10 protein-coding genes are annotated in these 14,918 nt (G+C 73.1%); 2 read left to right on the plus strand and 8 right to left on the minus strand.

All coding sequences use genetic code 11. The annotated features are described in order from the left end of the window. Nucleotides 1-137: 137 nt before the first annotated feature. A complete protein-coding gene (locus ACIBD9_RS26360; protein ID WP_396721703.1) occupies nucleotides 138-1,466 on the minus strand; it encodes an alpha/beta hydrolase in 1,329 nt (442 codons plus the stop codon). 86 nt (nucleotides 1,467-1,552) lie between these two features. After that, nucleotides 1,553-2,938: a serine hydrolase domain-containing protein gene (locus tag ACIBD9_RS26365; protein ID WP_396721704.1), complete on the minus strand. Its 1,386-nt coding sequence runs from the start codon at nucleotides 2,936-2,938 to the stop codon at nucleotides 1,553-1,555. 236 nt (nucleotides 2,939-3,174) lie between these two features. Between ACIBD9_RS26365 and ACIBD9_RS26370 the strand changes: the two genes are divergently transcribed. Beyond that, a complete protein-coding gene (locus ACIBD9_RS26370; protein ID WP_396721706.1) occupies nucleotides 3,175-4,551 on the plus strand; it encodes an FAD-dependent oxidoreductase in 1,377 nt (458 codons plus the stop codon). Between the two features lie 44 nt (nucleotides 4,552-4,595). Here the strand turns inward: ACIBD9_RS26370 and ACIBD9_RS26375 are convergent, their stop codons facing one another. The 6 genes from ACIBD9_RS26375 to ACIBD9_RS26400 all read right to left on the minus strand — a co-directional run bounded on the left by ACIBD9_RS26375 (nucleotide 4,596) and on the right by ACIBD9_RS26400 (nucleotide 11,625). Continuing rightward, on the minus strand, nucleotides 4,596-5,072 hold the full coding sequence (locus ACIBD9_RS26375; protein WP_396721708.1) for a heme-degrading domain-containing protein: 477 nt from the start codon (nucleotides 5,070-5,072) through the stop codon (nucleotides 4,596-4,598). Between the two features lie 49 nt (nucleotides 5,073-5,121). Beyond that, nucleotides 5,122-6,582 (minus strand): SDR family NAD(P)-dependent oxidoreductase, encoded by a 1,461-nt coding sequence (locus tag ACIBD9_RS26380; protein ID WP_396721710.1) that lies wholly within the window; start codon nucleotides 6,580-6,582, stop codon nucleotides 5,122-5,124. Nucleotides 6,583-6,738: 156 nt separating this feature from the next. After that, nucleotides 6,739-7,644 carry a siderophore-interacting protein gene (locus ACIBD9_RS26385; RefSeq protein ID WP_396721712.1) on the minus strand — a complete coding sequence of 302 codons (906 nt, stop codon included), beginning with the start codon at nucleotides 7,642-7,644 and terminating at the stop codon, nucleotides 6,739-6,741. Between the two features lie 26 nt (nucleotides 7,645-7,670). Beyond that, nucleotides 7,671-9,770, minus strand: coding sequence for an iron ABC transporter permease (locus ACIBD9_RS26390; protein ID WP_396721843.1), 2,100 nt, complete (start codon nucleotides 9,768-9,770; stop codon nucleotides 7,671-7,673). Between the two features lie 5 nt (nucleotides 9,771-9,775). Then, nucleotides 9,776-10,759 (minus strand): ABC transporter substrate-binding protein, encoded by a 984-nt coding sequence (locus ACIBD9_RS26395; RefSeq protein ID WP_396721714.1) that lies wholly within the window; start codon nucleotides 10,757-10,759, stop codon nucleotides 9,776-9,778. A 32-nt stretch (nucleotides 10,760-10,791) separates the two neighbouring features. After that, nucleotides 10,792-11,625 carry an ABC transporter ATP-binding protein gene (locus ACIBD9_RS26400; RefSeq protein ID WP_396721715.1) on the minus strand — a complete coding sequence of 278 codons (834 nt, stop codon included), beginning with the start codon at nucleotides 11,623-11,625 and terminating at the stop codon, nucleotides 10,792-10,794. 113 nt (nucleotides 11,626-11,738) lie between these two features. Between ACIBD9_RS26400 and ACIBD9_RS26405 the strand changes: the two genes are divergently transcribed. Next, complete coding sequence (locus ACIBD9_RS26405) at nucleotides 11,739-14,918, plus strand: BTAD domain-containing putative transcriptional regulator (RefSeq protein WP_396721717.1); 3,180 nt, start codon at nucleotides 11,739-11,741, stop codon at nucleotides 14,916-14,918.

Raw genomic sequence — 14,918 nt, forward strand, 5'->3', positions numbered from 1 at the left:
GGGGGGGGGGGGGGTTGCGGGGGGGGGGGGGTGGGCGGGGGGGGGGGGGGGGGGGGGGGGGGGGGGGGCCCCCCCCCGCCCCCGGGGGGGGGGGGGGCCCCGCCCCGGGGGGGGGCGCCCCCCGCCGCGCGACGCGGTCAGAAGTCGTCCACGCTGACCGTCACCCGGTCGGTGCTCGATCTCCAGTTGGGCACGTTGATCACCTCGTACCCGCCGCCGCGTTGGCCCACGGTGATCCGTACCAGACCGAGGTGTGCCGGCGTCGCCGGGATGAAGACGTCCATGCCGGTGATGAAGGTCTGGCTGAAGAACTCCGGCAACGGGGCCGTCAGTTTCGTGACGCCGTCGCTGCCGTCGTCGAAGGCGAAGATGCCGATCACCCTCTTGGCGCGCGGTGCGTTCGCCGCGTTCAGGACATCCCTGCCGTTGATCCAGAGGTGGTCGCCGGCGTCGCCCTGGTCGCCCCACCACTCCTTCTGCCGTTGGATGGTGAGCGCCGTGTGCCGGTCGCTGGTGTCGACCAGGGCGCTGAGGCCCTCACCCGGCTCGCTCGTCGCGAGGCGTACGAACGAGTCCGAGCGCAGGAACGGCTGGAAGTAGAAGTGGTGAGTCGCGGCGCCGGGGCGCACGAGGGCGAACTCGTAGCGGGCCGTGGCGAGCACCGGGAGGGGGCCGAACGAGCCGTCGCCACCGAGCGACACCCGGTGGGCGGGCCGGTGTGACAGTCGGCCGCCGGTCAGCGGGCTGACCGGGTAGACCTCGAGAGTCGCACCGGTGACGCCGACGTTGCTCGGAAAGAGCACGGCGCGACCGGAGACCCGGGCGGCGCCGAGGAGTTGGGGCACGATCCGTGTGGTGTGGGGCGCGCGGCCCTGGAGGAATCGGAAGATCTCGCCGAACGACTCCGTCGACGACACGGTCTGGGTGTGCGACTGGTCGGGCAGGTGCACGTTTGTCGCGCCGACGACGGCGCGGGCCGGGTCGCCCTCGCCCCAGATCGCGAGGGTGGGCACCCCGCCCGGCGGGGAGGTCGCGGTGCGCCCGTCCAGGTTGACGTAGTGGGCGACCCGGGCGGCCCGTTCCGGCGAGCTGGTGAGATAGCCCTGCGTGACGAAGGTGCCCAGCGAGTGCGCGACGAGGTCGACCCGGTCGGCGCCGGTGGCCGCCAGCAGGCGGGAGATCCGCGCGTCGAGCCCCGCGTACACCTGGGGCAGGATGGTCGCGATGTTCGGGGAGTCGTACTCATGGGCTTCGATGATGTCGGTCGGGTAGCCGTTGCTGGCCAGCCGTTTGGCCTGGGACTCGAACTGCGCCGCCGATCCCGCGCTGCCGTGCACGAAGATCACTGGGCGGTGGGTCGGGGTGGCGGCGGCTTCGGCGGCGCGGGGAACGGCGACGGCGGACAGGCTGGCCGCGAGGGCGACCCCGGCCAGCACGGAGAGCAGCCTCCGGCGAGATGTGTGCATCGATCCTCCACCTTGAGGGACGAAGTATTTGCACTACTAGCGCAAGTATCGTGTCAGGGTGCGGCGCGATGGTCCACACCTTCCGGTCAGCTGACCGCCGCGGCGAGCAGGTCGCCGACGGCGGCGCGGACCGGGTCGGGGTTCGACCAACTCCAGTTGGGGTGCGCGCGGTTGGTGAGCAGCGCCAGGACGAGTTTGCGGTCGGGCGCGACCAGGAGCGAGGGGCCGGCGAACCCGGTGTGCCCGAAGGTCCGGGCCGAGGCGAGCCTCCCCATGAACCAGCTCTGGTTGAGGACGACCCCGAGGCCGTGCGCCGAGGTCCGGTTGGGTCGCTCGGGGTCGATGGCGGGTTTGCCGGCGTTGTGGTTGCTGAGCATCCGGCGCACGGTCGCCGCGGCGAGGATCCGCTTGCCCTGGTAGGTGCCTTCGTTCAGCAGTAGCTGACCGATTGCCGCGAGATCGGTCGCGGAGGCGAAGATGCCGGCGTGCCCGGCGATGCCACCGAGGTGGTTGGCGACGTCGTCGTGGACGGTGCCCCGCAGCAGGCCCCGGGACGAGCGGGCGTCGGTGGCGACCAGACGGTTGGCCCTGGAGGTGGTGGACACCCAGCTGTTGGGGTTGAAGCCGGTGTCGCGCAGGCCCAGCGGGCTGGTGAGGTTCGTCCGGAGTGCCTGGTCGAGCCGCTGGCCGGTGACCTTCTCGACGATCTTGCCGGCGACCATGAGCCCGACGCTGGAATAGCGGAACGTGTTCCCGGGCACGGCGCCGGGAACCAGCGGCGTGGTGAGCACGGCGTTCCACCGGGCCGCGTTGTCGGGCAGGCCGGTGACCTTGGCGCCGACGGGGAGGCCGCTGGTGTGGGTGAGCAGCATCTCGACGGTGATCTGCTGCTTGCCCGTGCCGGTGAACGCGGGCAGGTAGTCGCGCACCGGAGCGCCGAGGTCGACCTGCCCCTTGTCGACCTGCTGCAACAGCAGGATGGCCGTGTACACCTTGGTGACCGAGGCGAGGTCGAAGATGGAGTCCGGGCGCATCGCGACGCGCTGGCTCGCCGTGAGCAGCTTCGGGCCCGCGCCGTAACGCAGCGCCTCGCCGACGGCGGTGTGCACCGTCATCTTCCCGTCCACCAGGACGAGAGCGACCGCACCGGGGAAACCCTTGTGCTGAAAGGTCTGCGGCGTGGCGGGCAGGTGTCGCCGGAGCAGGGCGGTGACGTCCCGCGCGTAGGGGGCCTGACCGGCCGGTGGGGGGCCGTCGCTCGGGGGGACCGGTGCGCCCGGTGCGGCGGACGGTGACCTGATATTTCCCCCCGAACCGAACCCGACCCGGTTCCCGGCGGCGTCCGTCCCGGTCACCGCGTCGCCGGTGGCCGCAGCACCGGGACCCGTCGCGCCGTTGTCGCCGCAACCGGTGAGGGCGGAGGTCGCGGCGGCCAGGCCGACCCCGAGCAGAGTACGACGCGCAACGGGCATGCCGGAGATCGTGACAGTCGGCCAGCGGGCGCGCCACCTGACCTGTCCAATCGTCCACCCGGTCGAACCCATCGGCCAACAGGTGGTCATCTGGCGGACACAGCCGGTTGCCATTCAGGCGGTTGTGCGACGATCGGCGGGCATCACGTCGAACGACCGTCCACCGGTCTGTCCGCGAACGGTCGCGGACAGTCACCGGGGAGGGCACACACCTCGTTACCCCCTTGGAGAGCACGATGTCCCTCTCCCCGTCCCGGGTCTTCGCAGAGCTGAACGCTGCTCGACCCCCTGACCAGCCGTCCCCGACGATGGGGACGGCCGTCGTGGTCGGCGGCAGCGTCGCCGGTCTGCTGGCCGCCCGGGTGCTGTCCGACCACGCCGACACCGTCGTCATCATCGACCGGGACGACCCGCAGGTGACCGGAGCGCGGCCCGGCGTACCCCAGGGGACACAGCTGCACGCGCTGCTGCCCGGCGGCCTCTTCCAGTTGGAGCGACTGTTTCCCGGATTCCGCGAGGAGGCACTGGCGCGCGGAGCGATCGAGGCGCCGCCCGCGTCCCGGCGCAACTACCTCGACGGGCGTCCGAAGGTCGTCGTCCCCGACGACGCCGACAGCCTGGCGGGCAGTCGGCCGCTGTTGGAGGGCCTGATCCGCCAGCAGGTGCTTCGACTGCCCAACGTCAAGACGATCACCGCCCGCGCCACCGGCCTCGTGTTCGACGGCACCGCGGTCACCGGGGTCCGCTGTGAGGTCGGCGGGGTGACCGGTGTGGAGCGCGGCGACCTCGTGGTGGACGCCATGGGGCGGTCCAGCAAACTGTCGGACTGGCTGGAACGGGCCGACTGGGACCGGCCGGTCACCCGGCGGATGACCGTGCACCTCAACTACGCGACCGCCCTGTTCCGTCGCCCGGAGGTCACCCCGGCCTCGACGGTCGTGCTGGCACTGAACACCGCCAGGACGGCGGCGGACGTGGCCGGGGCCGCGTTCTTCGCCATCGAGGACGGCCGGTGGATGACCATGATGGCCGGTTACGGCAACGACCGCCCGGGGCGCACCGCGGAGGACTTCGTCCGCCGCCTGCGGGAGCAGTTCCCGCCCGAGTTCGGCGAGGTCGCCGACCAGGAGATGATCGGTGACGTCCAGACCTACCACCACGCCGACAGCCGGCGACGGGACTTCCACGCGCTCAAGCGGTTCCCGGCCGGCCTGATCAGCGTCGGCGACGCCGTCGCCTCGTTCAACCCGGTGTACGGGCAGGGCATGACGGCGGCGGCCCTGCACGCGGCGTGCCTGTCGACGTACCTCCGGTCCGGCCCGGATCTGCGGGCGCCCGCGCGCCACTTCCTCGCGCTACAGAAGGTCGTGGTCGATGCCGCCTGGTCGCTGTCGACCTCGGCGGACCTGGCGTTGCCCCACGTCGACGGGCCCTACCCGCGCGGCTACCGGCTCTCCAGGTGGGCCAGTGGGCAGATCATCGCCGCGACCGTCACGGACGTGACGACCGCGCGGCGGTTCAACGACGTCGTCTCCATGCGCGAGCACCCGCGTTCGCTGGCCCGGCCCGGCGTGCTCCTGGGCGCCCTGCGCGCCAACCGACGCGCACACTGAGCGGGTGACCCGGCGGCCTCGTCGCGAGGCCGCCGGGACCGCCCCTAGCGGGGGAGCTTGCGGAGGATGTCGACCACGAAGCGGTGGTCGTCCACCTGCGGCAGCCCGGAGACACCGACCCAGCCCACCACGCCGGTGCCGCGCACGCGCAGGGGCACCGCACCCCCGGCCGCCGCGTACCGCGAGGCCGGCAGGCCGAACCTCTCCGCCAGCGTCACCTGCTTGTCCTGGCACAGCCGGGCCATGTAGAGCGAGGAGTGCTCGAACCGCATCACGACCCGCCCCTTGCGGCGCAGCCACGCGTCGTTGTCCGCCGTCGACCCCGGCAGGCCACAGTGGAACAGCTGCCGTCCGGCCCGCCACACACCCACCGAGACCGGCAGCCGCCGCTCGGTCGCGGCGGCGACGGCGAGCATCCCCAGCTCGTACGCGTCGGTCTCGGACAGGCCCGCGAGCTCCAGCTCGTTCTCCTCGCGCAGCAGCTCGTCCAGCGTCGGCCACGGTTCACGGTCAGCTGACATGTTTCTTCTCCTTCGTGGTGCGGGGCGATCATCCCGTCGGGCGGGGCGATCACCAGGCGCAGGGCGCGTAGTCCTTCAGGAAACAGCCGTACAGGTCCTCGCCCTGCTCGCCCCGGACGATCGGGTCGTACACCCGGGCCGCGCCGTCGACCAGGTCCAGTGGGGCGTGGAAGCCCTCGTCGGCCAGCCGCATCTTCGTCGGGTGGGGGCGTTCGTCGGTGATCCAGCCGGTGTCGACGCTGGTCATCAGGATGCCGTCGGTCAGCATCTCCTGCGCGCTGGTGCGGGTGAGCATGTTCAGCGCCGCCTTTGCCATGTTGGTGTGCGGGTGCCCCGGCCCCTTGTAACCGCGGCCGAACTGGCCCTCCATCGCCGACACGTTCACCACGTACTTGCGGCGGGCCGAAGCGGCGGCCATCGCCGGGCGCAGCCGGCTGACCAGCACGAACGGCGCGGTGACGTTGCACAGCTGCACTTCGAGCAGCTCGACCGGGTCCACCTCCTGCACCCGCTGGACCCAGCTGTTGACCGAGTCGAGGTCGGGCACGAGGCCCCCGGCGTCGATGGCCGTGGACGCCGCGATCCGTTCCGGTGAGGCCGAGCCGCTGGTGAGCGCCAGCGCGGTGAGCGCGTGCGGGGTGAGCGCGGTCGACTGTGGTCCAGCGGTCAGGCTGCCCACCGGGCCGCCCGGCCCGTCCGGCTTGGCGAACGTGATCAGCTCCGGCAGCGGGCCGTCCGGCAGGGCCGCGGCCTCGGCGGCGATGAGCTGCGCGTACGCCCCGGGGGACCGGCGGACGGTCTGCGCCGCGTTGTTGATCAGAATGTCGAGGGGGCCCTGGCTGCTGACGTCGTCGGCGAGGGCGATCACCTGGGCGGGGTCGCGCAGGTCGATGCCGACGATGCGCAGCCGGTGCAGCCAGTCCCCGCTGTCGGGCATCGCGGCGAACCGGCGGACCGCGTCGTGCGGGAACCGCGTCGTCACCGTGGTGTGCGCGCCATCGCGCAGCAGCCGCAGCGCGATGTACATGCCGATCTTGGCTCGGCCACCGGTGAGCAGCGCGCGCCGACCGGTCAGGTCGGTACGGGCGTCGCGGCGCTCCCGGTTGAGCGCGGCGCAGGACGGGCAGAGCTGGTGGTAGAAGGCGTCCACCTCGCGGTAGCGCTGCTTGCAGACGTAGCAGCCGCGGGGGTTGTGCAGGAATCCCGCCGTCTCGCCCGCGGCGGAGGAGGCGAGCGGAATGCCCTGCGTCTCGTCGTCGATGCGCCCCGGTGCCCCGGTGGCGGTGGCCTCCGTCACCGCGCGGTCGGCGGCGAGGATGGCGTCCCGCCGCTCCTCCCGCCGCCGCTGCTTGATCACCTTGTAGAGCCGGGCGGTGGCCCGCTGCACCCGCACCACGTCGGGGTGGTCGGAGGGCAGCGCCTCCAGCGCCTCGAAGACGCTGAGGCAGGCCTCCAGCCGGCTTCGGTCAATACCCTCTTGACCGTTTTCGGTAATGTTGTCCACCGTCATGCGTCGTTGTCTCGTCCCGTATCCCGCGCCGGCTCCAGCCGGCCCGCCCCAAGTCCGACCCGAAACGGTACGCGCCCCACGGCCTCCGACGCACCTCACGGCCGTCCGGCGTGGTGCGCCTCGCGGCCGTCCGGCGTGGTGCGCCTCGTGGCACTGTCAGTCGGCGTCGGCGTGGCCGAGACGCCAGTAACCCATGAAGGCCACCGCCCGGCGGTCCAGACCCCGGTCGGCCACGAGGTGCCGGCGTAGGTGACGGATGACGCCGGCCTCCCCGGCCAGCCACGCGTACAGCGGCACCGAGGCCACCTCCTCGGGCACCTCCCACAGGATCTCGGTGTCCACGTCCACGTCCGGCACGGGCTGGACGGCCGTCGACGCGTCGGGGGCCAGCAGTTCCCCGGCCGCGGCGACGACGGCGGGCACCAGGTGGCTGCCGTACCCGTCGGCGCCCCGGGACAGCCAGCGGACCTCGACGCCGGGCGGCGCGACCAGCGGCAACACGTCGGCGGCGTCGGGCACCTCCAGCACGACCGTGCCCCGGGCGTCGTGGGGGAGCCGCTCGCAGATGCTGCTGATCGCCGGCACGGCGGTCTCGTCCCCGGCCAGCAGAAGGGTGCCGCCGGTCGACTGTCGAAACTCGACCCCGCCGTGGTTGCCGTCGAAGCCGGCGTCCGGCCCGACCAGGGCGATCTCGTCGCCGACGCTGGCCCGCCGGGCCCAGCGCGTCGCCGGGCCACTGTCGCCGTGCAGCACGAGGTCGACGTCGACCTCGGCCAGGTGCGGGCGGACCGCCCGCACCGTGTAGGTGCGGATCGGGTTGCGCAGGTGCTCGGGCAGGGCCCGCCACGTCGCGTACCAGTCCGCTCCGTGCGGCAGGGTCGCCCCGCGCTGACCGGGCAGCGGCAGCGCCAGTTTGATCCGCTGGTCGTAACCGTTGTCGGCGAAGCGGTCCAGGTCCGCCCCGGTGAAGGTCACCCGGGTGAAGGACGGGCTGAGTCGGCGTACCGCGTGGACGGTGACGGCGAACACGCGCCACGGGGCGATGGGCAGGGTCTCGGTCATGGTGCCTCTCTCGACTCGGGCCGGCTCTACCGGGTGGTGCTCGCCACGGCGCGGGAGCGCCACAGCAACCAGACGAAGTACGGGGTGCCGATCATGGCGGTGACCAGGCCGGCGGGGACCTGGGCCGGAGCGATGACCGTCCGGCCGAGGGTGTCGGCGATGCTGACCAGCGCCGAGCCGAGCAGGGCGGCCACCGGAAGCACCCGGGAGTGCCGCCCGCCAACGAGCGCCCGCGCGGCGTGCGGGGCGACCAGGCCGACGAAGCCGATGACCCCGACGGCCGAGACGGCGGTGGAGGTGAGCAGCGCCGCCGCGCCGAGCGCGACCAACCGGGTGCGTTCCAGGCGGACGCCCAGCACCCGGGGGGTGTCGTCGTCCAACGCCATCAGGTCGAGTTCCCGGCGGGCGGCGACCACGGCCGGGGTGAGCACCAGCAGGGCGATCAGCACCGGCAGCACCTGGGTGGGCATCCGACCGTAGGTGGAGCCGGACAGCCAGGTCAACGCCTTCCCGGTGTTCCACGGGTCGAAGGCGACGACCAGGTAGGTGATGACCGCCATGCCGCCCTGCCAGGCGCCGAAGCCGATCAGCACCAGTCGGTCCGAGCTCAACCCGCCGCGCCAGGCCAGGCCGTAGACCAGGGCGAACGCCAGCATCGCGCCGAGCCCGGCGACGCCGGAGACGGCCCACACCCCGGCCAGCGGCACGAAGGTGAGCAGGGAGACGGCCCCGAGCCCGGCACCGGCGGTGATGCCGAGGATGCCGGGTTCGGCCAGCGGGTTGCGGCAGACCGCCTGCACGGTGGTGCCGGCGACCGCGAGCGCCGCGCCGGCCAGGACCGCCGCGGCGACGCGCGGCCACCGCTGGTCCAGCACAAAGGTGTACGCGGGCCCGGTGCTGCCGTTGAGCCAGTTCACCACGTCACCGAGCAGCACCCAGGTGTCACCGGCGAGCATGCCGACCGCCACGGCGCCGACGGTCAGGACGGCGGTGACGGCGACGACGCCGTGGTGGAAGGCGGCGGAGCGGACGGCCGCGTGGCCACCGGGCGGACGGCGGGTGGGGCCCGCGTCGCGGTGCCGGCGGGCCAGCCAGATGAGGATCGCCGCACCGAACAGGGTGGTGACCACGCCGGTGGGGATGTCGACGCCCGCCTGCCCGCCCATCACGGCCCGCAGCAGCACGTCGGAGCCGAGCACGATGATGACCCCGGCGATGCCGGACAGGGGCAGCAGGATGCGGTGCCGGTGCACCCCCGGCACCACGGGGGCGAGCAGCCGGACGATCACCGGCGCGCAGAGGCCGACGAAGCCGACCGGGCCGGTGAGGGTGACGGCCGCGGCGGAGAGCAGCACGGCCAGCACCATGACGGTGAGCCGGGTGCGCCGCACGTCGAGGCCGAGCACGGTGGCGGTGTCGTCGCCGAGGGCGAGGATGTCGAGGCGGTGGCCGAGCAGCACCAGCACGACGGCGGCGCCGACGATCACCGGAGCGAGTTGGGTCAGCGCGGTCAGGTCGCTCTGCACCAGCGAGCCGTTCCCCCAGGCGAACAGCCCGATGGTTGCCTGCTCGAACAGGAGCAGCAACAGGGTGGTCACCGACCCGAGCGCCAGCGCGGTCGCCGAGCCGGCGAGGATCAGGCGGGTGGTGCCGGCCTGCCCGCCGGAGGACATCGCCATCACCAGGCCGGCGGCGGCCAGCCCGCCGCAGAAGGCGAGGCCGCCGGCGGGCAGCGCGGGCAGCGAGACGCCGAACGCGGCGACGGCCACGATCGCGAGGTGGGCGCCCGCGTTGACCGCGAGGGTGTCGGGGGAGGCGAGCGGGTTGCGGGCGATCGACTGCAACGCCGCCCCGGCGAACCCGAGCGCCACGCCGATGGCCAGCCCGGCGAGGAGCCGGGGCAGCCGAGAGGCGATCAGGACGCGGGCCGCCTCGTCGTCGGCGCCGGCCGCGAGCCGCAGCAGGTCGAGGGCGCCGACGTTCGAGGTGCCCTGGGTGAGGTGCAGCGCGCCGACCACGAGCAGCAGCAGGATCGCGACGACGAAGACACCGGCGACGCGGGGTACGGCCAGCCGTCCGCCCGGAGCCGGCCGGGTGGCCGGCTCCGGGCGTGGGGGTGCGTTCAGCACGCTCACACCGCGTACGTCTTGACGAGTTCGTCGATGTACTGCTTGCCGGAGAGCGGACCGCCGAAGGTCCAGACGCCGTTGGGCATCTTGTGCAGGTTGCCCTGCCGCACGAAGGGCAGCGACTTCCAGATGGCGTTGCCGGCGAGACCGTCGGCGAACACGTCGTCGCCGTCGGAGGCGTTGTAGAAGAGGTGCGTGTTCGGGTCCTTGAGGACCGTCATGCCCTCGACGTCGGTCTGGCCGAGGCCCCACGCCTCATCGGTCTTGCCGGTCCAGGCGTTGGTGAGGCCGAGCTGGATGCCGATCTGGGAGACCAACGCGCCCTTGCCGAACATTCGGATGCTGACGGTGCTGCCCTCCTTCCAGCCGTCGGCGATGGCGAACGGCCGGCCGGCGGCACCCGCGTCGGCGATCTTCTTCTTGCCGTCGGCGATGGCCGCGTCGAAGTCGGCGAGCAGCTTCTCCGCCTCGGTGGTCTTGCCGACCGCCTTCGCGATCATGTTGAGGTCGCTGCGCATCCGGCCGAGGTTGTCGGTGGCGTCACTGCCCTTGGCGACCACGACGGGCACGAACTTCTCCAGTTGGCTGACCATGTTGGCGCCCCGGTCGTCCTCCATCACGACGAGGTCGGGCTGGAGGGCGACGATCGAGTCGACGCTGGGCTCGCCGCGAGTGCCGACGTCCTTGACGCCCGGGTCGAGCTTCGCGGAGGTGACCCAGGTGCCGTAGCCCTTGGGGTCGGCGACACCGACGGGCATGACGCCGAGGCTGACCAGCATCTCGACCTCGCCCCACTCCAGCCCGACGACCTTGGTCGCCGGCGCCTTGAGGGTGATCTCCTTGCCCCGACTGTCGGTGAGGGTGACCGGACCACTGGCCGCCGAGGCGAAGGTCTCGGGGGCGGCGGCGTTCTCGGTGGTGCCGCAGGCGCCGAGCGTCAGGGCGGCCACGACGGCGATGAGGGCGGTGAAACGGGTACGGGTCATGACGGTCTTTCTCTGCTGTGGATGAGGGTTGTTCAGACCAGGGCGCGGATCTGGTGCCGCCCGACGGGGCGAGTGGTGACCAGTCCGCTGAGCGGATCGATGGTCACCTCGATGCGGATGCCGTAGGTCTCGGTGAGGGCGTTCTCGGTGAACACCGTTGCCGGGGTGCCGGTGGCGCGGACCCGGCCCTGGTGCAACAGGACCACCTCGTCCGCCACGGCGGCCGCCTGGTTGAGGTCGTGCAGCACGACGCCGACGGCGACGCCGTGATCGTCCGCGAGGTCACGGACCAGGTCGAGGATCTCCACCTGGTAGCGCAGGTCGAGGAAGGTGGTGGGCTCGTCGAGGAGCAGCACCGGAGTGTCCTGGGCGAGGCAGGTGGCCAACCACACCCGCTGCAACTCGCCTCCGGAGAGTTCGTCGACGGGACGGTCGGCCATCGCGGCGACGCCTGTGACGTTCATGGCGCGTGCGATGGCGGCGGGACCGTCGGGATCCTCGGTGCGCCAGCGCCCCCGGTAGGGGTGGCGGCCGTACCCGACGACGTCGCGGACGGTGACCCCGCTGGGCACCGGCCGGCTCTGGGCGAGCAGGGTGACCCGCCGGGCGAACTCCCGGGCCGCGAGGCCGGCGGCGGTGACGCCGTCGGCGAGGTGCACCATTCCGGCCTCGATCGGGTGCAGCCGGGCCAGCGCCCGCAGCAGGGTGGACTTGCCGCTGCCGTTAGGCCCCACGAGTGCCGTCACGGCACCCGCGCGGAGGTTGATCACGGCACCGTGCACCACCGGCACACCGTGATAGCCCAGGCGGAGGTCGACGCCGGACAGGCTGCGCTCCCCGTTGACCGACGCCAACTCGCTCTTCATGAGGTTAGGCTAACCTAAGCAAATCATGGGCTGTCAAGCCGGTCACGGGAACGTGATCAGCCTGGCGGACCGGTGGTCGTCGGGTCCGTGCGCGCGTGGGGGATGCTGGGTCCGTGCACATCGCGACCCTTGGCCCACTCGCCGTCGACGGCCAGCCCGTTCGGGGTGAACGGCTCGCGGCGGTGCTCCGCGCGCTCGTCGACGCGCGTGGGCGGGCGGTCTCCGTGAGCCTGCTCGTGGACGCCGTCTGGGACGGCACGCCACCCGACGACGCGACCGGCGCCGTCCAGGCGCTCGTGTCCCGGGTACGCCGTCTCGGGCTGCCCGTGGTCGCGGTGCCGGGCGGATACCGGCTGCCCGCCGAGGAGGTCACCGTCGACGCGGTCGAGGCGCGCGCGCTCGTCGAGCAGGCTGGCACCGTGCTGCGGTGCGGTGACCTCCGTGCCGCCCGCGGCCTCGCCGATCAGGCGCGAGCCCTGTTCCCCGAGGTGCCGGAGTTGGTCAGCGCCGAGGACACCCGCCTGTTCGCGGAGGTCGCCGCGCTGCGCGCGCAGGCGGCACTCGCCGGCGTGGGCCCGTTCGACGAGGTCGACCTGGGCCGACTCGTCGCGCGTACGCCACCGGACGAGCCGTCCGCCGCCCTGCTCGTCCGGGTGCTGGCCGCCCAGGGGCGCGAGGCGGAGGCGTTGGAGGTGGTCGAGCGGCTGCGCGCCGACCTGGCCGACAGGTACGGCACTGACCCGTCTCCGGTGATCACAGACGTCCACCTGGCGTTGCTGCGCGGTGAACTCACCGCCCCGCCCGCCGCGGCGCCGTCCCGGCAACAGGCGCGGATCACGCTGCCCGCCGCGTGGCGCCGCCCCATGGCCGCCCTGCTGGGGCGGGAGCGGGACGTCGAGGCCGTCACCGGCGCGCTCGCCGAGGTGCCCGTCGTGACGATCGTGGCGACCGGCGGGGCGGGCAAGACCCGTCTCGCCGCCGAGGTGGCGAGGCGCACGGCGGCGGCCGGGCAGGCGGTACGCGTGATCGAACTCGCCGGCCTGCGCTCGCCCGACGAGGTGCTGCCCACGGTGCTCGCCGTGCTCGGCGGCGCGGACACCACGGCGACCGGCGGCAACCTGGGTCTGGAACGGCGGGTCCTCAGCCCCGAGGAGCGGCTGCGCGCCGTGGCGCCGGACCTGGACGGGCTGTTGGTGCTGGACAACTGCGAGCACGTGCTCGACGCGGTGGCCGTCGTCGTCGCGGACCTGGTGGCGGCGGCCTCGCCGGAGGTCGCGGTGCTCGCGACGAGCCGAGCCCCACTGGGTCTGGTCGGCGAGTTGGTGCACCGGCTGACCGCGTTGCCGGACGCCGACGCGCTAGCGCTTGTCGAGTCCCGGGCGCGGGCCGGTGGCGCGGTGCCGACCTGGGACACCGAACGGGCGCTCGCCCTGTGCCACCGGCTCGACAACCTGCCGTTGGCGCTCGAACTGGCCGCCGCGCGACTGCGGCACATGCCGATCGACGACGTGCTCGCCGGGCTGACCGACCGGTTCGCGCTGCTCGACGACGCCCTGCGCGGCCTGCCCGAGCGGCACGCGAGCCTGTGGGCGTTGGTCGACTGGAGCAGGGAACTGCTCGCCGAGGACGACCGCGAACTGTTGCAGCGGGTCGCGGTCATTCCCGCACCGTTCACCGCGGACCTCGCCGCCGCCGTCGCGCAGGCCCCGGACGTACGTCGCGGCCTGGCGACCCTCGTCGAACAGTCCCTGTTGACCCTGGTCGAGGGGGACGGCCCGCCCCGCTACCGAATGCTCGAAACGGTCCGTGAGTACGGCGAGGCCCGGCTGGACGCGGCCGGCGCCCGTGACCAGGCCATGGCCGGCCTGGTCCGGTGGGCCCGCGAGCAGGCCATCGCACTCACCGGCCGCTTCATCGGCCCTGGCCAGGTCGAGGCGCTGCACCGCTGCGCCGCCGAGCAGGACAACCTGGTCGCGGGCCTGCGGTGGGCGATGGGAGCCGACGACGAGCCCGCCGCCGTCGACGTCGCCACCGCGCTGTTCCACCTCTGGTCGGTGCGTGGCCTGCACCTTGAGGTCCTCGCCTGGGCGCGCGGGCTCCTGCACGCCGACGACCCGCAGCGACGGCTGCGGTCGGCGATCATGCGTGGCGCGGCCAGCGGGCGGCCACTGCCCAACGCCGACCGGCTGGCCTGGACGTGCGTGGTGATCAGCGTGAACGCCGGCGTCAGCGCCGATCTGCGGCCCGCCGTGCTGGCCCGGCGGGCCTTGCGGACGCTCCTGGCCGAACGTCCCGGCGGGGTGTCGTCCCGGCTGACCGCGCTCGCGTCGGCGCTGCCCAGTTTCGACGTGTCCGATCTGGAGCAGAACCTGAAGAGCGCGACCGAGATGATCGCGCACCCGGACCCGTACGTGCAGGGGCTCGGGTTGTTCGCGCGCGCCGCGGTACGGGAGAACGGCGGCCTGCCAGAGGCGTCGATCAGCGACGCCGAGCAGGCGTACCACCGCTTCGAGGCCGCCGGCGACCACTGGGGCATGGCCATGGCGGCGGGTGCCGTCGGGCAGTTTTTGGTTCCCGGCGGGGATGCGCGCTCGGCCGAGTGGCTGACGCGCAGCGTCCAGCACATGGAACTGGTCGGCGCCGCGCAGGACGCACGGTCGATCCGGGTCCGGCTGGACGCGCAACTCGCCCTCACCGGCGACGTGGAGGCGGAGCGGCGACTGGGGGAGACGGCCGCACTGGGCCAGGCGGAGCAGTTGGACGCCGCGCAGGCGCTTCTCGGCCTGGCCCGCCTGGCCTGGCAGCGCGAGCGGTACGACGATGTGATCGCTCACGCCGACGAGGTGACGCGCATCCTCGCCGGCTGGGCCGGGCCACTGCCACAGCCGCGCGTAATGCTGCGGACCACGGCGGCGATCCTCTACCTGCGGGTCGCCGAGGCTCGGCGGGCGTCGGGGAACGACGCCGCCGCCCAGGCGGCCGCGATGCTGTCGCTCGTCCGCGACGACGCTCTAACCTCACGGGACCTGCCGGTGATCGGAGCGTGGGCGTCGGGCGGCGCGGAACTCGCGGCGTACCGGGATGACGTCGACACCGCCCGCGAACTGTCCGCCCTCGCGAAGCGGATCGGCAGCCAGATCGAGATGTTCTTCCCGTCCGAGAACGGCGAACGGCTCAGCGCCATCCTCGGGGACGAGGAACAGCGTGAGCCGTTGCTGGCCGCGTGGCGCGAGCGGCCGGCCGCCGCGGCCGTCAGCCGGATCCGCGAGCTGATGGACGACCTGCTCGCGTAG

Source organism: Micromonospora sp. NPDC050784, assembly GCF_044456765.1.
In the GTDB taxonomy this organism is placed as follows: Bacteria; Actinomycetota; Actinomycetes; order Mycobacteriales; family Micromonosporaceae; genus Micromonospora; species Micromonospora foliorum.

Excerpts from the sequence above, each read along its gene's own strand:
- ACIBD9_RS26360 (WP_396721703.1), bottom strand. The coding sequence starts at position 1,466 with ATGCACACATCTCGCCGGAGGCTGCTCTCCGTGCTGGCCGGGGTCGCC.
- ACIBD9_RS26365 (WP_396721704.1), bottom strand. The coding sequence starts at position 2,938 with ATGCCCGTTGCGCGTCGTACTCTGCTCGGGGTCGGCCTGGCCGCCGCG.
- ACIBD9_RS26370 (WP_396721706.1), top strand. The coding sequence starts at position 3,175 with ATGTCCCTCTCCCCGTCCCGGGTCTTCGCAGAGCTGAACGCTGCTCGA.
- ACIBD9_RS26375 (WP_396721708.1), bottom strand. The coding sequence starts at position 5,072 with ATGTCAGCTGACCGTGAACCGTGGCCGACGCTGGACGAGCTGCTGCGC.
- ACIBD9_RS26380 (WP_396721710.1), bottom strand. The coding sequence starts at position 6,582 with ATGACGGTGGACAACATTACCGAAAACGGTCAAGAGGGTATTGACCGA.
- ACIBD9_RS26385 (WP_396721712.1), bottom strand. The coding sequence starts at position 7,644 with ATGACCGAGACCCTGCCCATCGCCCCGTGGCGCGTGTTCGCCGTCACC.
- ACIBD9_RS26395 (WP_396721714.1), bottom strand. The coding sequence starts at position 10,759 with ATGACCCGTACCCGTTTCACCGCCCTCATCGCCGTCGTGGCCGCCCTG.
- ACIBD9_RS26400 (WP_396721715.1), bottom strand. The coding sequence starts at position 11,625 with ATGAAGAGCGAGTTGGCGTCGGTCAACGGGGAGCGCAGCCTGTCCGGC.